This window comes from Streptomyces sp. NPDC104313 (genome assembly GCF_055583985.1).
In genome coordinates this window covers 1-17,883 of record NZ_JBVJMW010000001.1, presented here as the reverse complement: position 1 = coordinate 17,883, position 17,883 = coordinate 1, and the positions used below count along the sequence as shown (strand labels likewise).

Genomic DNA, 17,883 nt, shown 5'->3' with positions numbered 1-17,883 from the left:
GGCGAGTACGGACCTCCGGACGTATCCGGTGGCGTGCGGTGGCCCTCTCGATGTCACCTCCGGGCCCTCGGAGAGGTAGGGTCGGAAGCGGTCGGGGACATCCCTATACAACTCGCCGGCGTCGAAAACCGGCGTACCTAACGAGGAGATCGGTTCGTGACGATCCGCGTAGGCATCAACGGCTTCGGCCGCATCGGTCGCAACTACTTCCGCGCGCTGCTCGAGCAGGGTGCGGACATCGAGATCGTGGCTGTCAACGACCTGGGTGACACTGCGACCACGGCCCACCTGCTGAAGTACGACACCATTCTGGGCCGTCTCAAGGCAGAGGTCAGCCACACCGCCGACACCATCACCGTCGATGGTCACACCGTCAAGGTGCTCTCCGAGCGCAACCCGGCCGACATCCCCTGGGGTGAGCTGGGCGTCGACATCGTCATCGAGTCGACCGGCATCTTCACCAAGAAGGCCGACGCCGAGAAGCACATCGCGGGCGGCGCCAAGAAGGTCCTCATCTCGGCTCCGGCCAAGGACGAGGACATCACCATCGTGATGGGCGTCAACCAGGACCAGTACGACGCGGCCAACCACAACGTCATCTCCAACGCCTCCTGCACCACCAACTGTGTGGCGCCGATGGCCAAGGTTCTCGACGAGAACTTCGGCATCGTCAAGGGCCTGATGACGACGGTCCACGCGTACACGAACGACCAGCGGATCCTGGACTTCCCGCACTCGGACCTGCGTCGCGCCCGCGCCGCCGCCGAGAACATCATCCCGACGACCACCGGCGCGGCCAAGGCCACCGCCCTGGTCCTCCCGCAGCTCAAGGGCAAGCTCGACGGCATCGCGATGCGCGTCCCGGTCCCGACGGGCTCCGCCACCGACCTCGTCGTGACGCTGGCGCGCGAGGTCACCAAGGACGAGGTCAACGCCGCGTTCAAGAAGGCCTCCGACGACGGTGCCCTCAAGGGCTTCCTGACGTACACCGAGGACCCGATCGTCTCCTCGGACATCGTCGGCGACCCGTCGTCCTGCACCTTCGACTCCTCCCTGACCATGGTCCAGGAGGGGAACACGGTGAAGATCCTCGGCTGGTACGACAACGAGTGGGGCTACTCCAACCGCCTCGTCGACCTCACGGTCTTCGTCGGCGAGCAGCTCTGATCCTCGGGGTCGGCGGCACCACGATGTGAGCAAGGGGCTCGACCGGCGCAACGACGCGCCGGTCGAGCCCCTCAGCATGTTCATCCGTCCTTGCAAGGAGTAACGGAAGACCAGATGAAGACGATCGACGAACTTCTCGCCGAAGGGGTCGTGGGCAAGCGGGTATTCGTCCGTGCCGACCTCAACGTGCCGCTGGACGGCACCACGATCACCGACGACGGCCGTATCCGCGCCGTCGTCCCGACGATCGCCAAGCTCGCCGAGGCCGGCGCGCGTGTCGTCGTCGCCTCGCATCTCGGCCGGCCCAAGGGCGCCCCGGACCCGGCCTTCTCGCTGGCGCCCGCCGCCGCCCGCCTGGGTGAACTCCTCGGGGCCGAGGTCGCCTTCGCCGCCGACACGGTCGGCGAGTCCGCCCGCGCCGCGGTCGCCGGCCTCTTTGACGGCCGGGTCGCGGTCATCGAGAACCTCCGCTTCAACGCCGGTGAGACGTCCAAGGACGACGCCGAGCGCGGCGCCTTCGCCGATCAGCTGGCCGAGCTCGCGGACATCTATGTGGGCGACGGCTTCGGCGCGGTGCACCGCAAGCACGCCTCGGTCTTCGACCTCCCGGCCCGGCTCCCGCACTACGCGGGCTACCTCATCGCCACCGAGGTCGGCGTCCTGAAGAAGCTCACCACCGATGTCCAGCGGCCGTACGCGGTCGTCCTCGGCGGGGCCAAGGTCTCCGACAAGCTCGGCGTGATCGACCACCTGCTGGAGCGGGCCGACCGCATCCTGATCGGCGGCGGAATGGCGTACACCTTCCTCAAGGCCCAGGGCCACGAGGTCGGCGGCTCGCTGCTCCAGGAGGACCAGATCCCGGCCGTCCAGGAGTACCTGCGACGGGCCGAGGAGAAGGGCGTGGAGTTCGTCCTCCCCGTCGACGTCGTGGTCGCCCCGTCCTTCCCGGACCTGAGGACCAAGGCCCCGGCCCACCCCACCACCGTCGCCGCCGACGCCATGCCGGCCGGTCAGCTGGGGCTGGACAACGGGCCGGAGACCAACAAGCTCTACGCAGCTAAGCTCGCCGACGCGGCCACCGTCTTCTGGAACGGCCCGATGGGCGTCTTCGAACACCCCGACTTCGCCGACGGCACCCGCGCGGTCGCCCAGGCGCTCGTCGACTCGTCGGCCTTCAGCGTCGTCGGCGGTGGCGACTCCGCCGCGGCCGTTCGCATCCTGGGCTTCGACGAGAATGCTTTCGGACATATTTCGACCGGTGGCGGCGCGAGTCTCGAGTACCTCGAGGGCAAGACGCTTCCCGGGCTCGCCGCACTGGAGGACTGACCTTTCATGACCACCCGCACCCCGCTGATGGCGGGCAACTGGAAGATGAACCTCAACCACCTCGAGGCCATCGCCCACGTCCAGAAACTCTCCTTCGCCCTTGCCGACAAGGACTACGAGGACGTCGAGGTCGCCGTCCTCCCGCCCTTCACCGACCTGCGCTCCGTGCAGACCCTGGTGGACGGCGACAAGCTGAAGATCAAGTACGGCGCCCAGGACATCTCGGCGCACGACTCCGGCGCGTACACCGGTGAGATCTCCGGCCCCATGCTCGCCAAGCTGCGCTGCACGTACGTGGCCGTCGGCCACAGCGAGCGCCGCCAGTACCACGGCGAGAACGACGAGATCTGCAACGCCAAGGTGAAGGCCGCCTACCAGCACGGCCTGACGCCGATCCTCTGCGTCGGTGAGGGCCTGGACATCCGCAAGGCAGGTGACCAGGTCTCCTATACGCTCGCCCAGCTCGACGGCGCCCTGAAGGACATTCCGGCCGAGCAGGCCGAGACCATCGTGATCGCCTACGAGCCGGTCTGGGCCATCGGGACCGGCGAGGTCGCCACCCCCGAGGACGCCCAGGAAGTCTGCGGCGCGATCCGTGGCCGGCTGGCCGAGCTGTACTCCCAGGAGCTGGCCGACGCCGTCCGTATCCAGTACGGCGGCTCGGTGAAGTCCGGCAACGTCGCGGCCATCATGGCGCAGCCCGACGTGGACGGCGCCCTCATCGGCGGTGCCGCACTGGACACCGACGAGTTCGTCAAGATCGTCCGCTTCCGCGACCAGTGAGTATGCGGTAGCGCGGATCCGTCGTACCCTTGCGGGGGCCGGAGGGGCCAGTCGCCCTTCGGCCCCCGGTGTACGTACACGCAGTAGTCAAGAATTCCGGAAAGTAGGGACCAGCCGTGGTTTTGGCGTTCCAGATCGCTCTGATCGTCTTCAGCCTGCTGCTGATGCTGCTGGTGCTCATGCACAAGGGCAAGGGCGGCGGCCTCTCCGACATGTTCGGTGGCGGAATGCAGTCCTCCGTCGGTGGCTCCTCGGTCGCCGAGCGTAACCTCGACCGGATCACCGTCGTGGTCGGTCTGGTCTGGTTCGCGTGCGTCGTGGTACTCGGTCTGCTCGTCAAGCTGGACAGCTGACCCGTCGTCCGCGCATACCGGTGACGGTGTAACTCCTTTCACTGGACGCGCGTTGGGCCTTACGTAGACTGGGGCATCGCTCGAGCACCATCACGCAGGGAGTTACGACCGTGGCAAGTGGCAACGCGATCCGGGGAAGCCGGGTCGGAGCGGGGCCGATGGGGGAGGCCGAGCGTGGCGAGTCCGCGCCGCGCGCCCGCATCTCCTTCTGGTGCTCGAACGGGCACGAGACGCAGCCGAGCTTCGCCCATGACGCGCAGCTGCCGGACACCTGGGACTGCCCACGCTGCGGCTTCCCGGCCGGCCAGGACAAGGACAGCCCGCCCGACCCGCCCCGCACCGAGCCGTACAAGACGCATCTGGCGTACGTACGCGAGCGGCGGAGCGACGAGGACGGCGAGGTGATCCTCGCCGAGGCGCTGGCCAGACTCCGCGGCGAGATCTGAGGCTCCCCCCAGCGCGGTTCCACGGAACCCCAGTCGTTCACCGGCCGGACACCCCACGGGTGTCCGGCCGGGTCGCGTTCCCACGCCGCCGCCCACCTCCACGCCGTCGGACTCCTCGATCAATTAGGTTGGAGGGGCAGCGGGGATGCTGAGTGACGAGAAGAAACGGGCTGATATCCGGGATGAACGCAGCAAGCCGAACCAAGCTCAACCAGACGCCCGAGTGGACGGCCCTCGCCAAGCACCGTGAGGAGCTCGGCGCACCCCAGTTGCGCGAGCTGTTCGCACGGCAGCCGGACCGCGGCACCGTCCGCACCCTGCGGGTCGGCGACCTCCACCTCGACTACTCCAAGAACCTGGTCACCGACGAGACGCTGCGCCTGCTGCGCGAACTCGCCGAGGCCACCGGGGTCGCGGAGCTGCGGGACGCGATGTTCCGCGGCGAGAAGATCAACACCACCGAGGACCGGGCGGTACTGCACACCGCGCTCCGCGCCCCGCGCGACGCGGTGATCGAGGTGGACGGCGAGAACGTCGTACCGGCCGTGCACGCCGTCCTGGACCAGATGGCCGGCTTCGCCGACAAGGTCCGGTCGGGGCAGTGGACCGGTCACACCGGCAAGCCCGTCAAGAACATCGTCAACATCGGGATCGGCGGCTCCGACCTCGGCCCCGCCATGGCGTACGAGGTGCTGCGCTCCTTCACGGACCGCGCGCTCACCGTCCGCTTCGTCTCCAACGTCGACGGCGCCGATCTGCACGAGGCCGTCCGTGACCTCGACCCGGCCGAGACGCTGTTCGTCATCGCCTCGAAGACGTTCACGACGATCGAGACCATCACCAACGCCACCTCCGCCCGGGACTGGCTGCTGACCGGGCTGAGGGTCGGTCAGGACGCCGTCGCCAAGCATTTCGTGGCGCTGTCGACCAATGCCGAGAAGGTCGAGGAGTTCGGCATCGACACGGCCAACATGTTCGAGTTCTGGGACTGGGTGGGCGGCCGCTACTCCTACGACTCGGCGATCGGCCTCTCGCTGATGGTCGCCATCGGCCCGGACCGCTTCCGCGAGATGCTGGACGGCTTCCACCTCGTCGACGAGCACTTCCGCACCGCCCCCGCCGAGGAGAACGCCCCGCTCCTCCTCGGTCTCCTCGGCGTCTGGTACGGCAACTTCTTCGACGCCCAGTCGCACGCGGTGCTGCCGTACAGCCACTACCTGTCCAAGTTCACCGCGTACCTCCAGCAGCTCGACATGGAGTCCAACGGCAAGTCCGTCGACCGCGACGGCGACCCCGTGGACTGGCAGACCGGACCGGTGCTCTGGGGCACGCCCGGCACCAACGGGCAGCACGCGTACTACCAGTTGATCCACCAGGGCACCAAGCTGATCCCGGCGGACTTCATCGGCTTCGCCGCCCCGGTCCACGACCTGCTGCCCGGGCTGATCGCCCAGCACGACCTCCTGATGGCCAACTTCTTCGCCCAGACCCAGGCCCTCGCCTTCGGCAGGACGCCCGAGGAGGTCCGGGCGGAAGGGGTGCCCGAGGAGCTGGTCCCGCACAAGACGTTCCGGGGCAACCACCCCACGACGACGATCCTCGCCGACCGGCTGACCCCCTCGGTCCTCGGTCAGCTCATCGCGCTGTACGAGCACAAGGTCTTCGTCCAGGGCGCCATCTGGAACATCGACTCCTTCGACCAGTGGGGCGTCGAGCTCGGCAAGGTCCTCGCCAAGAAGATCGAACCGCTCCTGACGGAGACCGGGGGAGTGGACGCCGGGCAGCTGGACAGCTCCACCGCCGCCCTGGTCGACGCCTACCGCACGCTGCGTGGGCGCTGAGCCGATGCCACAGGGGGAGGGGACGGCGGTCCGGCTGCGACCGCCGCGTAACACGGTGAACGAGCGAGCCGTCAGCTGGTGGCGGGCCCAGTGTCTGCTGCTGACCGCCGCACCCGTCGTGCCGCTCGCGGTACTGGGCGCGCTGATCGAGCCCGCCCGCTTCTGGCTGCTGCTGCCCGCCGCGGTCCTGGCCGCGGCGGGCACGGCGGCCGCTGTCCTCTTCCCCCTGTGGTGGTTCCGTACGCACCGTTGGGAGATCACCGAGGACGCGGTGTACGTCCGCACCGGGTTCTTCTGGCAGGAGTGGCGGATCGCCCCGATGTCCCGCATCCAGACCGTCGACACCGCACGGGGACCGTTGGAGCAGCTCTTCCGGCTGGCCACGGTCACCGTCACCACCGCCTCCTCCAAGGGCGCGGTACGGATCGCGGGCCTGGACCACGAGGTCGCCGCCGACCTCGCCCGGCAGCTCACCCGGATCACCCGCGACACCCCCGGGGACGCCACATGAGCACCGCGGCCCCGCCCGCCGACTGGCGCCGCCTCGATCCCCGTACCGTCCTGGTCACCGCCCTCGTCGTGGCGGGCGTCGTCGCGGGTGCGGCCGTCCCCGTCACGCTCGGGCTCACCCGGTGGTTCAGCCTCCTGGCCGCCGTGCTCCACGTGCTCGCCGGCGCGGTCCTGGTCATCGGGGCCGCGGCGGGCGCCGACCGGGTCCGCTGGCACCGCACGCGCTACCGGATCGGTGAGGAGCGCGTCGACCTCCACACCGGCCTCCTGATCGTCAAGCGCCGCTCCCTGGCCCGGAGCCGCATCCGCACGGTCGACCTCACCGCCAACCCGTTGCTCCGCCTCCTCGGCCTGGTCACCGTCAGGATCGGCACCGGCGAACAGGGCTCCGAGTCCACCCTCGAACTGGACCCGGTCACCCGCGCCGAGGGCGAACGGCTGCGCCGCCTCCTGCTGGAGCGCGCCGCCACCGCCCCGCCCGGCGTCCACCGCGAAGGGGAACTGGCCGTCCTGGACCCCCGCTGGATCCGCTACGCCCCGGTCTCCTTCGTCGCGCCCATGCTCGGCGGGGCCGCCGCCGGGGCCGTGATGCAGGTCAGCGACTGGTTCGGGGCCCAGGGTGAGGTCATCGCGTGGGTCGGTGGCCTCTTCCAGGACACCCAGGTGCTCTGGATGATCGTCATCCTCGTCCTGGCCGCCCTGGTCGCGGGCGTCGTCGGGGCGCTCGGTCTCTGGATCGAGATGTGGTGGAACTACCGCCTGGAGCGCGAGCCGGGCGGCACCCTGCGGGTGAGGCGCGGGCTGTTCACCTCCCGCTCCCTATCGGTCGAGGAGGCCCGGCTGCGCGGTGTCGATCTGGTCGAGCCGCTGGGCGTACGGCTGCTCGGGGCGGCCCGGCTGGACGCCATCACCACCGGCCTCGCCAAGGACACCGAGGCCAAGAACGCCGACCACAACACGCTGCTCCCGGCCGCGCCCCGGACCCGGGTCGACAAGGTCGCCGCCGACGTGCTGCGCGAGGCGCTCACTCCGACCGGCGCGGCGCTCACCCCGCACCCTCGCGCCGCCCGGGGCCGCCGACTGCGCTGGTGGCTCGCCGCGGTCCTCGGCCCGGTCCTCGTCCTGACCGTCCTCGGGGCGCTGCTCACGCCCGTGCTGCTGTGGATCGCGCTCGGCTGCACGGTGGTTCTCGCACCCGTGGCGGTGGCGCTCGCGCTGGACGCGTACCGGAGCCTCGGGCACGCGCTCTCCGGGCGCTATCTGGTCACCCGCTCCGGCACGGTCCACCGCTCCACCGCCGCCCTGGAGCGGGCCGGGGTGATCGGCTGGACGGTCAAGCGGTCGGCGTTCCAGCGGCGGGCCGGGCTGGTGAGCATCACGGCCACCACCGCCGCCGGCAACGGCGCCTACACGGTGTACGACGCCGACGTGGCCGAGGGACTCGCCTTCGCCGCCGAGGCGGTACCGGGGCTGCTGGAGCCCTTCCTGGAGCGCGCCGGTGGCACCGGGCCGTGACGGACGGCACAGGAGGCCCCCTGTGCGGGCGGGCCCGGGTCGGCGACGATACCGATCATGACTTCCACCAGCCGTCGTACGGTTCTCACCGCCCTCGCCACCGCAGCTGTCAGCGGTCCGCTGTTGGGTTCGCTCACCGCGACCGACGCCCACGCCACCGCTGACCTGGACATCTACACCTCCAACACCGACCTCTACAAGAAGCTCGCCGGTCAGGAGGGCGTCGAGTTCGCCCGCCGCTACCGCAGACACGAGTACGTCGACCACTCGGTCCCGCAGAGATTCCCGTACAACCGGACCACCGTCATGGCCCTGCACGGCGGCGGCATCGAGACGGGCACCTCCGAGCTCTGCCTCGCCATCGCCGGCTACCACCCGGCCACGCTCGCCCCGCTGCCGGACGGCCACGGGGCGTTCGACTACTGGATGTTCGAGGGGCTGCGCACCTCCGGCAACAGGGATCTGCACGTCACCGCCAAGAACTGCGACGACCACGTCGCCCTCTCCATGGCGGCGAGCAGCCTCAACGCCCTGGGCCTGCACGGCTGTACGGCGGCGCAGGCGGGCACCGTCCCGCAGGCCGTGGTCGTCGGGGGGCTGAACACCCGCTTCAAGACCCTGCTCAAGGCAGAGTTCGACGCGGTCGGCATCGCCTGGCGCGACGGCAACGAGGTGCCCGACCTGGCCGGGGTCAACCCCGCCAACCCGGTCAACCGCACCATGCTGGCCAAGGGCGGTCAGCTGGAGCTCACCACGGAGCTGCGCGCCGCCATGTTCACCGTCAACACCCGCGCGGGCCGGGCCGGCAGCACGACCCCGGTCTTCGACCGATTCGTCGGCGCCTGCCGTGCCGCGATCACCGAGCTGGAGCAGGGAACGGACCAGATCGTCCTCTGACCCCGGGATCCCGGGCCGCCTTCAGCCGCCGTGCGTCGTGTCGATGACGCGGAAGCGGTTGCCCTCGGGGTCCGCGAGCACCACGAAGTCCGGGTCCGGCCGCAGGCCGCGCGAAGGCATCGCGCGGCCTGCGGCTTGCCCTGGTGAACGGAACGGTTACGCATGAGCCTTGAGAGTGCAGACATCGACGGTTCGGGGGACGTCCTGTATCGGCTTGTCGATAAGGAGTCCGGAAAGGTCCTGCTGGCCGCCGAGGACCTTCGCGACTACTTCATGGAGGAGGAACCGGAGCCGCCGGAGACCGTCACCGTCACCTTCGTCCGAGCACACCGGGTCGGCCGCGCCCGGCGGAAGACCGAGCGCGCCGAGCTGCAGGTCATCGACCGGCAGGGGAGAAGGATCGGTGCGTACTGCCTCGGGAGGGTGGTCGCCGCGTTCCGGCACGAGCTCGTGCCGTCCGTCGCGGACCGCCCCGACCTCGACTACTCCTTCGGGTACACCTGCGAGTACCCCCGGGCCGGAGAGATCTGGCGGGAGTGGGCCACGGGCCGACCCGTGGAGCGCGGAGAATGGACCCGCCACCCGTCCGACTGGCACGAGAGCTGGCTGCATGTCGTGCAGACCGCCTGGTTCGACTCCGGACGGAACGCGACGCGTTACGGGACCGGCGGGACGGCGGTCATCGACGGCTCCGGATTCACCACGAGGGACGGCTTCTACTGCGCCCTGGGAGAAGCCGTCAACGGACCCGGCGGCTACTTCGGTTCGAACCGCGACGCGGTCTGGGACTGTCTTCGGACCGTGCGGCGCGAAGGAGCGGCTCCGTTCCGCCTGGTGTGGCGGAACTTCGCGGCCTCCCGCGAAGTGCTGGGCAGCGATTTCACCGAGAGCGTTCTCTCGTTGTTCGAGGAGGCCGGTGTGGAGACCTTGCTGTCCCCGGGGTGATGGTCCGCGCCGCTCCCCGAGAGGCCGGCCGCGGCATGCCGCAGGCCCGGACCGCTCGGCAGAAGCGGTCCGGGCCTGTGAGAGTCTGCGAGAGTCAGGCGGAGGCCTGCGGATACAGGGCGCGCGGCAGCTGCGAGGCCGCCGCGGCGTCCAGCAGCCACAGCGTCCGGCTCCGCCCGTACGCGCCGGCCGCCGGGGCCTGGATCTCCCCGGCCCCGGACAGCGCGATCGCCGCAGCCCCGGCCTTGTCCTCGCCCGCCGCCAGCAGCCACACCTCGCGCGCCGCGCGGATCGCCGGCAGCGTGAGCGAGACGCGGACCGGCGGCGGCTTGGGAGCCCCGTGCACACCGACGACGGTGCGCTCGGTCTCCCGTACCGCGGGCAGCTCCGGGAAGAGCGAGGCCACATGCGTGTCCGGGCCGACGCCCAGCATCAGCACGTCGAACGTGGGGACCGCGCCGTGGTCCTCCGGCCCCGCGGCGGCGGCCAGTTCGGCGGCGTAACCGGCTGCCGCCGCGTCCGCGTCGTCGCCGTACGGGCCGTCGGACGCGGGCATCGCGTGCACCCGGGCCGGGTCCAGCTCCACCGCGTCGAGCAGCGCCTCGCGGGCCTGGGTGACATTGCGCTCCGGGTCGCCCTCGGGCAGGAACCGCTCGTCACCCCACCACAGTTCCAGACGCGCCCAGTCGATCGCGTCCCGGGCGGGCGCGGCGGCGAGCGCGGCCAGCACGCCGTTGCCGTTGCGCCCGCCGGTCAGCACCACCGAGGCATGGCCCCGGGAGGCCTGGGCGTCCACGATCCTCGTGATCAGCCGGGCCGCCGCGGCCTGGGCCATCAGCTCCTTGTCGCGGTGCACGACCAGCTGGGGAGGCGTCACTTCGACGCCGCCTTCTTGGCCGGGGCCTTCTTCGCGGCGGGAGCCTTGGCCTCGGCGGCCTTGGCCGCCTTCTCCGCGGCGCTCTCGACCGGAGCGGCTTTGACCTCGCCGCCCGCGTGCAGTCGGGCGACGCCGAACTTCACCGCGGACGCGTAGGTGTTGTCCGGGTCGAGCCGGCGCAGCTCCTCCGCCAGCAGCTCGGCGGTGTCACGGCGCTTGAGCGCCACCGCGCGGTCCGGCTGGTTCTGCATGGAGAGCGTGGCGAGCGAGCCGTCGGCCCGGTCCAGGACGATGACGCCGTTCTTCGTCTCCATCCGGACCGCGGTGAGACCGGGCCCCCCGGAGAGCGTGCGCTCCACCGGGACGCCGAGCCGGTCCGCGAGCCACATGGCGAGCAGCTCGCAGCTCGGGTTGTCGCTCTCGCCCTCGACGGTCGCGCCGATGACCTCGGCCGGCTGCTGGTCCAGCGCGGCGGCCAGCATCGAGCGCCACGGAGTGATCCGGGTCCAGGCCAGGTCCGTGTCGCCGGGGCTGTACGTCGCCGCCCGCACCGCCAGCTCGTCGAGCGGCAGCTCGGCCGAGTAGGTGTCGGTGATCCGGCGCTGGGCGAGGGCCCCGAGCGGGTCCTTCGCCGGGTCGGAGGGCGCGCCCTCGGGCCACCACACCACGACCGGGGCGTCCGGCAGCAGCAGCGGAAGGACCACCGACTGGGCGTGGTTGGCCAGTTCGCCGTGCAGACGCAGGACGACGGTCTCGCCGGTGCCCGCGTCGGAACCGACCCGCACCTCGGCGTCGAGGCGGGCGTCCCGGCGGGCCCGCGGCGAGCGGCTGACCCGCTTGATCACCGCGATGATCCGCGAGGGGTGCTCGCGGGAGGCGTCGCCGGCCGACTTGAGCGCGTCGTACGCGTTCTCCTCGTCGGTGACGACGACCAGGGTGAGCACCATGCCGATGGCGGGGGTGCCGATGGCCCGGCGCGCCGAGACCAGCGCCTGGTTGATCTTGCTGGACGTGGTTTCCGTGAGATCGATCTTCATGGCCGCCTCCAGCTCCGTCCGTCACGTGCGAGCATCTCGTCGGCCTCGGCCGGACCCCAGGTGCCGGCCGCGTACTTCGCTGGCTTCCCGTGCTTGTCCCAGTACCGCTCGATCGGGTCGAGGATGGTCCAGGAGAGTTCGACCTCCTGGTGGCGCGGGAAGAGGTTGGCATCGCCGAGCAGGACGTCCAGGAGGAGCCGCTCGTACGCCTCCGGGCTGGACTCCGTGAACGACTCGCCGTACGCGAAGTCCATCGTGACGTCCCGGACCTCCATCGAGGTACCGGGCACCTTGGAGCCGAAGCGCACGGTGACGCCCTCGTCCGGCTGGACCCGGATGACCAGGGCGTTGCCGCCCAGCTCCTCCGTGGCGCCGGACTCGAAGGGCAGATAGGGCGCGCGCTTGAAGACGACCGCGATCTCCGTGACCCGGCGGCCGAGCCGCTTTCCGGTGCGGAGGTAGAACGGCACGCCCGCCCAGCGGCGGTTGTTGATCGTCAGCTTGATCGCCGCGTAGGTGTCGGTCGTCGACTTGGGGTCGATGCCGTCCTCCTCGCAGTAGCCGAGGACCTCCTGGCCGCCCTGCCAGGCGTGCTCGTACTGGGCGCGCACGGTGTGCTGCCCGAGGTCCTCGGGCAGCTCGACGGCGGTGAGCACCTTGAGCTTCTCGGCGACCAGCGCCTTCGGGTGGAAGGAACCGGGCTCCTCCATCGCGGTCAGCGCCAGCAGCTGGAGCAGGTGGTTCTGGATGACGTCACGGGCGGCGCCGATGCCGTCGTAGTAGCCGGCCCGGCCGCCGATGCCGATGTCCTCGGCCATCGTGATCTGTACGTGGTCGACGTAGGACCGGTTCCAGATCGGCTCCCACATCGTGTTGGCGAACCGCAGCGCCAGGATGTTCTGGACCGTCTCCTTCCCCAGGTAGTGGTCGATCCGGAAGACCTCGTTGGGCGGGAAGACGTCGTGCACGAGCTGGTTGAGCTCCTGCGCGCTGGCCAGGTCGTGGCCGAAGGGCTTCTCGATGACGGCGCGCCGCCAGGAGCCCTCCCCCTGGTCGGCCAGGCCGTGCTTCTTCAGCTGCTGGACGACCTTGGGGAAGAACTTCGGCGGCACGGAGAGGTAGAAGGCGAAGTTGCCGCCCGTCCCCTGGGCCTTGTCGAGCTCCTGGATGGTCGACTTCAGCGTCTCGAACGCCTCGTCGTCGTCGAAGTTGCCCTGGACGAAGCGCATCCCCTGGATGAGCTGCTGCCAGACCTCCTCGCGGAACGGCGTACGGGCGTGCTCCTTGACGGCGTCGTGGACGACCTGGGCGAAGTCCTCGTCCTCCCAGTCGCGGCGCGCGAAGCCGATGAGCGAGAAGCCCGGCGGCAGCAGGCCGCGATTGGCCAGGTCATAGACGGCGGGCATCAGCTTTTTACGGGACAAATCGCCCGTGACGCCAAAGATGACCAGGCCCGACGGCCCCGCGATACGCGGAAGCCGTCGGTCCTGTGCGTCACGGAGCGGGTTGGCTCCGGGAACAGCAGACAAAGTGGTCAGCCCTCCGAGGGGGCGAGGCGCGAAAGCTCCGCCTCGGTCGACTTGAGCAGGTCGTTCCAGGACGCCTCGAACTTCTCGACGCCCTCGTCCTCCAGCACCTGCACGACGTCGTCGTACGAGATGCCGAGCTTCTTGATCGCGTCGAGGTCGGCGCGAGCCTGGTCGTAGCCGCCGGTGACGGTGTCGCCGGTGATCTCGCCGTGGTCGGCCACGGCCTCCAGCGTCGCCTCCGGCATGGTGTTCACCGTGTTCGGCGCCACCAGGTCATCGACGTACAGGGTGTCCTTCAGGGCCGGGTCCTTGACGCCGGTCGAGGCCCACAGCGGACGCTGCTTGTTGGCCTGCGCCTTGTCCAGGGGGGCCCAGCGGTCGCAGGAGAAGACCTCCTCGTACGCCTCGTAGGCCAGGCGCGCGTTGGCCAGCGCGGACTTGCCCTTGGCCGCCTTCGCGTCGTCGGAGCCGATGGCGTCCAGCCGCTTGTCGATCTCGGTGTCCACCCGGGACACGAAGAACGAGGCCACCGAGTGGATCTTGGAGAGATCCAGGCCCGCGGCCTTCGCCTTCTCCAGGCCCGCCAGGTAGGCGTCCATGACCGCGCGGTAGCGCTCCAGCGAGAAGATCAGCGTCACGTTGACGCTGATGCCCCGGCCGATCGTCTCGGTGATCGCCGGCAGGCCGGCCCTGGTCGCCGGGATCTTGATGAGCGTGTTCGGCCGGTCGACCAGCCACGCCAGCTGCTTGGCCTCGGCGACCGTGGCCGTGGTGTGGTGCGCCAGGCGCGGGTCGACCTCGATGGAGACCCGGCCGTCCTGGCCGTCCGTGGCGTCGAAGACCGGGCGCAGGATGTCGGCGGCGTCGCGGACGTCCGCCGTCGTGATCATCCGCAGGGCTTCCTCGACGGTCACCTTGCGGGCGGCGAGGTCGGTGAGCTGCTGCTCGTAACCGTCGCCCGAGGAGATCGCCTTCTGGAAGATCGACGGGTTGGTGGTGACGCCGACGACATGGCTCTGGTCGATCAGCTCGGCCAGGTTGCCGGACGTGATCCGCTTGCGCGACAGGTCGTCGAGCCAGATCGCCACGCCCTCGTCGGAGAGGCGCTTGAGTGCGTCTGTCATGAGTTGCATCTCCTACTAGTCGTATCTATCGGCGTCAGCGCGTGACGGCGGCGAGAGATTCCCGCGCGGCGGCGGCCACGTTCTCGGCGGTGAAGCCGAACTCGCGGAAGAGCACCTTCGCGTCGGCCGAGGCCCCGAAGTGCTCCAGCGAGATGATCCGGCCGGCGTCGCCGACGTAGCGGTGCCAGGTCAGGCCGATGCCCGCCTCGACCGCGACCCGCGCCTTGACCGACGGCGGAAGCACGCTGTCCTTGTACGCCTGGTCCTGCTCCTCGAACCACTCGACGGACGGCATCGAGACCACCCGGGTCGCCACCCCGGCCGCCTGGAGCTGCTCGCGCGCCTCGACGGCGACATGGACCTCGGAACCGGTCGCGATGAGCAGCACCTGCGGCTCACCGGCTTCGGCCTCGAACAGGACGTAACCGCCCTTGGCGGCGTGCTCGTTCGCCTCGTACGTCGGCACACCCTGCCGGGTCAGCGCCAGACCGTGCGGGGCGCCCTTGCCGAACACCTTGGTGTAGCGGCGCAGGATCTCGCGCCAGGCGATGGCGGTCTCGTTGGCGTCGGCCGGGCGCACGATGTTCAGGCCCGGGATGGCGCGCAGCGCGGCCAGGTGTTCCACCGGCTGGTGGGTCGGGCCGTCCTCGCCGAGGCCGATCGAGTCGTGCGTCCACACGTACGTCACCGGCAGGTGCATCAGCGCGGACAGCCGCACCGCGTTGCGCATGTAGTCGGAGAACACCAGGAAGGTGCCGCCGTAGATACGGGTGTTGCCGTGCAGCGCGATGCCGTTCATGGCGGCGGCCATGGCGTGCTCGCGGATCCCGAAGTGGATCGTCCGGCCGTACGGGTCGGCCTCCGGCAGCGGGTTGCCCGCCGGGAGGAACGACGACGTCTTGTCGATCGTCGTGTTGTTCGAGCCCGCGAGGTCGGCGGAGCCGCCCCACAGCTCGGGCACGATCTCGCCGAGCGCCTGGAGGACCTTGCCGGAGGCGGCACGGGTGGCCAGGCCCTTGCCGGGCTCGAAGACGGGAAGCTTCTCCTCCCAGCCCTCGGGCAGCTCGCCCGCGGCGATCCGGTCGAAGGAGGCGGCGCGCTCCGGGTTGGCCGTGCGCCACGCGGCGAACGCCTTGTCCCACTCCGCGCGGGCCTCGCGGCCGCGGTCCAACGCCTCGCGGGTGTGCCCGATGACCGCGTCGGAGACCTCGAAGGTCTGCTCCGGGTCGAAGCCGAGGACCCGCTTGGTCGCCGCGATCTCCTCGGCGCCGAGGGCCGAGCCGTGGGCGGCCTCGGTGTTCTGGGCGTTCGGGGCGGGCCAGGCGATGATCGAGCGGGCCGCGATGAACGAGGGGCGCCCGGTCTCGGCCTTGGCCGCCCGCAGCGCCGCGTACAGACCCGCCGGGTCCAGGTCGCCGCTGGGGAGCTGGTCGACACGCTGGACGTGCCAGCCGTACGCCTCGTACCGCTTCAGGGTGTCCTCGGAGACCGCGGTCTCCGTGTCGCCCTCGATGGAGATGTGGTTGTCGTCCCAGAGCAGGACCAGGTTGCCCAGCTTCTGGTGCCCGGCCAGCGAGGACGCCTCGGCCGAGATGCCCTCCTGGAGGCAGCCGTCACCCGCGACGACCCACACCATGTGGTCGAACGGGGAGGCGCCGGGGGCCGCCTCGGGGTCGAAGAGACCGCGCTCGTAGCGAGCGGCCATCGCCATGCCCACCGCGTTGGCGACACCCTGGCCCAGCGGCCCGGTCGTCGTCTCGACTCCGGTGGTGTGGCCGTACTCCGGGTGGCCCGGGGTCTTGGAGCCCCAGGTGCGGAAGGCCTTGAGGTCGTCCAGCTCCAGGCCGTAGCCGGCCAGGTAGAGCTGGATGTAGAGCGTCAGGCTGGAGTGGCCCGCGGAGAGGACGAACCGGTCGCGACCGGTCCACTCGGCGTCCGCGGGGTCGTGCCGCATCACCTTCTGGAACAGGGTGTACGCGGCGGGAGCCAGGCTCATCGCCGTGCCCGGGTGGCCGTTTCCGACTTTCTGTACGGCGTCCGCGGCGAGGACGCGGGCGGTGTCCACGGCCCGCTGGTCCAAATCGGTCCACTGGAGGTCTGTGGTGGTCGGCTTGATGCTCACCCTGAGTCAGGGCTCCTCTCCACTGTCGTAAACCGGTGACTGTTACCGCACCGGGCGCTGTCGAGCCTACCCCCGTTGACAGGCACACTTTCCGGGCACTTTCCAGGGTGTGGGCGACCCGTGGAGTTCGCCTCCCGGCGGAATGCGCATACCGGTGAACAGTCACCCCCAACACGACCCCACCCCCGCGAAGGGCGGCGTATCCGCAACGTCTAGAGTGAACGGGTTCGCGCAAGTCTTCATCGGGCCTTCCCGCCCGGAGCTTGCTGGGATTTCTCTGTCAGGGGTGTGCGTGACGGCCGTCGAGTCCCGACCCGCAGGGGTCGCCTTGACTCCCAGCCCGGGGGGCCATCGCCCGTTCGGGGCCCGCGTCAAGGCCTTCGTGGCTCTTACCAAGCCACGGATCATCGAGCTGTTGCTCATCACCACCGTTCCGGTGATGTTCCTCGCCGCCCGGGGTGTACCCGATCTGTGGCTCGTCCTCACTACCACCATCGGGGGATATCTCTCCGCCGGTGGCGCCAACGCGCTCAACATGTACATCGACCGGGACATCGACGCGCTGATGGACCGCACGTCCCAGCGCCCGCTGGTCACGGGCATGGTCAGCCCCCGCGAATGCCTCGCCTTCGGCATCGCCCTCGCGGTGATCTCCACGCTCTGGTTCGGGCTGCTCGTCAACTGGCTCTCGGCCGCTCTCGCGCTCGGCGCGCTGCTCTTCTACGTCGTCGTCTACACGATGCTGCTGAAGCGGCGCACCTCCCAGAACATCGTCTGGGGCGGCATCGCGGGCTGCATGCCGGTCCTCATCGGCTGGTCCGCCGTGACGAACGAGCTCTCCTGGGCCGCCGTCATCCTCTTCGCCGTCATCTTCTTCTGGACGCCGCCGCACTACTGGCCGCTGTCGATGAAGGTCAAGGACGACTACGCCCGGGTCGGTGTCCCGATGCTCCCGGTGGTCGCCTCCAACCGGGTGGTCGCGAAGCAGATCGTCCTCTACAGCTGGGTGATGGTCGCGGTCTCGCTGCTGCTCACCCCGCTCGGCTACACGGGCTGGTTCTACACCGCGGTGGCGCTGGTGTCCGGTGGCGCCTGGCTCTGGGAGGCCCACGGTCTGCAGAACCGGGCCAAGGCCGGAGTGAGCGGGGCCAAGCTCAAGGAGATGCGCCTCTTCCACTGGTCCATCACCTATGTCTCCTTGCTCTTCCTCGCCGTCGCGGTGGACCCCTTCCTCCGCTGACACACCTCTCCTCCCGCGTACGGGCGGGGGGGGGGGGGCCCGGGGCCCCCCCCCCCCCCCCCCCCCGGACCCCCCCCCCGGTAAAATACCCGGGGGGGGCACCAGTTGGTTGGGGCCGCGGGCCGCCCGCCCGGCGGCCGCGGGGCGTCCCCCCCCCCCGCCCCCCCGGCC

At 70.3% G+C, this 17,883-nt stretch carries 16 protein-coding genes and 1 pseudogene; 11 read left to right on the top strand and 6 right to left on the bottom strand.

All coding sequences use genetic code 11. From position 1 onward, the window contains the following. Positions 1 to 156: 156 nt before the first annotated feature. The 9 genes from gap to ACZ60Q_RS00045 all read left to right on the top strand — a co-directional run bounded on the left by gap (position 157) and on the right by ACZ60Q_RS00045 (position 8,838). A complete protein-coding gene (gap, locus tag ACZ60Q_RS00085; protein WP_469626040.1) occupies positions 157 to 1,167 on the top strand; it encodes a type I glyceraldehyde-3-phosphate dehydrogenase in 1,011 nt (336 codons plus the stop codon). 114 nt (positions 1,168 to 1,281) lie between these two features. Continuing rightward, positions 1,282 to 2,493, top strand: a complete 1,212-nt coding sequence (locus ACZ60Q_RS00080) for a phosphoglycerate kinase (RefSeq protein ID WP_469626037.1) — start codon at positions 1,282 to 1,284, stop codon at positions 2,491 to 2,493. A 6-nt stretch (positions 2,494 to 2,499) separates the two neighbouring features. Further along, positions 2,500 to 3,276, top strand: coding sequence for a triose-phosphate isomerase (gene tpiA, locus ACZ60Q_RS00075; protein WP_469626033.1), 777 nt, complete (start codon positions 2,500 to 2,502; stop codon positions 3,274 to 3,276). Positions 3,277 to 3,392: 116 nt separating this feature from the next. Continuing rightward, complete coding sequence (gene secG, locus ACZ60Q_RS00070; RefSeq protein WP_030078776.1) at positions 3,393 to 3,629, top strand: preprotein translocase subunit SecG; 237 nt, start codon at positions 3,393 to 3,395, stop codon at positions 3,627 to 3,629. Between the two features lie 110 nt (positions 3,630 to 3,739). Beyond that, positions 3,740 to 4,075 (top strand): RNA polymerase-binding protein RbpA, encoded by a 336-nt coding sequence (locus tag ACZ60Q_RS00065; RefSeq protein WP_469626031.1) that lies wholly within the window; start codon positions 3,740 to 3,742, stop codon positions 4,073 to 4,075. A gap of 182 nt (positions 4,076 to 4,257) precedes the next feature. Further along, entirely contained in the window at positions 4,258 to 5,916 is a 1,659-nt protein-coding gene (gene pgi / locus ACZ60Q_RS00060; RefSeq protein WP_469626028.1) for a glucose-6-phosphate isomerase, read from the top strand. A gap of 4 nt (positions 5,917 to 5,920) precedes the next feature. After that, positions 5,921 to 6,427 (top strand): PH domain-containing protein, encoded by a 507-nt coding sequence (locus ACZ60Q_RS00055; protein ID WP_469627927.1) that lies wholly within the window; start codon positions 5,921 to 5,923, stop codon positions 6,425 to 6,427. Continuing rightward, positions 6,424 to 7,941, top strand: a complete 1,518-nt coding sequence (locus ACZ60Q_RS00050) for a PH domain-containing protein (protein ID WP_469626025.1) — start codon at positions 6,424 to 6,426, stop codon at positions 7,939 to 7,941. Before ACZ60Q_RS00055 ends, ACZ60Q_RS00050 begins: the two co-directional genes overlap by 4 nt. Positions 7,942 to 7,998: 57 nt before the next feature. Next, the gene (locus tag ACZ60Q_RS00045; RefSeq protein WP_469626022.1) at positions 7,999 to 8,838 is read left to right on the top strand and encodes a poly-gamma-glutamate hydrolase family protein; all 840 of its coding nucleotides are present in this window, start codon (positions 7,999 to 8,001) and stop codon (positions 8,836 to 8,838) included. 21 nt (positions 8,839 to 8,859) lie between these two features. Here the strand turns inward: ACZ60Q_RS00045 and ACZ60Q_RS00040 are convergent. Then, positions 8,860 to 8,937, bottom strand: a pseudogene (locus tag ACZ60Q_RS00040) (VOC family protein); the annotation flags it as partial. 63 nt (positions 8,938 to 9,000) lie between these two features. Here ACZ60Q_RS00040 and ACZ60Q_RS00035 point away from each other — a divergent pair. Continuing rightward, the gene (locus tag ACZ60Q_RS00035; RefSeq protein ID WP_469626019.1) at positions 9,001 to 9,783 is read left to right on the top strand and encodes a barstar family protein; all 783 of its coding nucleotides are present in this window, start codon (positions 9,001 to 9,003) and stop codon (positions 9,781 to 9,783) included. Positions 9,784 to 9,877: 94 nt separating this feature from the next. Here the strand turns inward: ACZ60Q_RS00035 and pgl are convergent, their stop codons facing one another. The 5 genes from pgl to tkt are packed head-to-tail and all read right to left on the bottom strand — an operon-like array spanning position 9,878 to position 16,472. After that, complete coding sequence (gene pgl, locus ACZ60Q_RS00030) at positions 9,878 to 10,660, bottom strand: 6-phosphogluconolactonase (RefSeq protein WP_469626017.1); 783 nt, start codon at positions 10,658 to 10,660, stop codon at positions 9,878 to 9,880. Next, positions 10,657 to 11,697: a glucose-6-phosphate dehydrogenase assembly protein OpcA gene (gene opcA / locus ACZ60Q_RS00025; protein ID WP_469626014.1), complete on the bottom strand. Its 1,041-nt coding sequence runs from the start codon at positions 11,695 to 11,697 to the stop codon at positions 10,657 to 10,659. Before opcA ends, pgl begins: the two co-directional genes overlap by 4 nt. Beyond that, a complete protein-coding gene (gene zwf, locus ACZ60Q_RS00020) occupies positions 11,694 to 13,226 on the bottom strand; it encodes a glucose-6-phosphate dehydrogenase (protein ID WP_469626012.1) in 1,533 nt (510 codons plus the stop codon). Before zwf ends, opcA begins: the two co-directional genes overlap by 4 nt. A gap of 5 nt (positions 13,227 to 13,231) precedes the next feature. Beyond that, complete coding sequence (gene tal, locus ACZ60Q_RS00015; RefSeq protein ID WP_469626009.1) at positions 13,232 to 14,350, bottom strand: transaldolase; 1,119 nt, start codon at positions 14,348 to 14,350, stop codon at positions 13,232 to 13,234. A gap of 34 nt (positions 14,351 to 14,384) precedes the next feature. Further along, entirely contained in the window at positions 14,385 to 16,472 is a 2,088-nt protein-coding gene (tkt, locus tag ACZ60Q_RS00010) for a transketolase (protein WP_469626007.1), read from the bottom strand. A 286-nt stretch (positions 16,473 to 16,758) separates the two neighbouring features. On the opposite strand from tkt, the gene ACZ60Q_RS00005 reads away from it, so the two are divergent. Continuing rightward, positions 16,759 to 17,712 (top strand): heme o synthase, encoded by a 954-nt coding sequence (locus ACZ60Q_RS00005; RefSeq protein ID WP_469626005.1) that lies wholly within the window; start codon positions 16,759 to 16,761, stop codon positions 17,710 to 17,712. Positions 17,713 to 17,883: the final 171 nt, after the last annotated feature.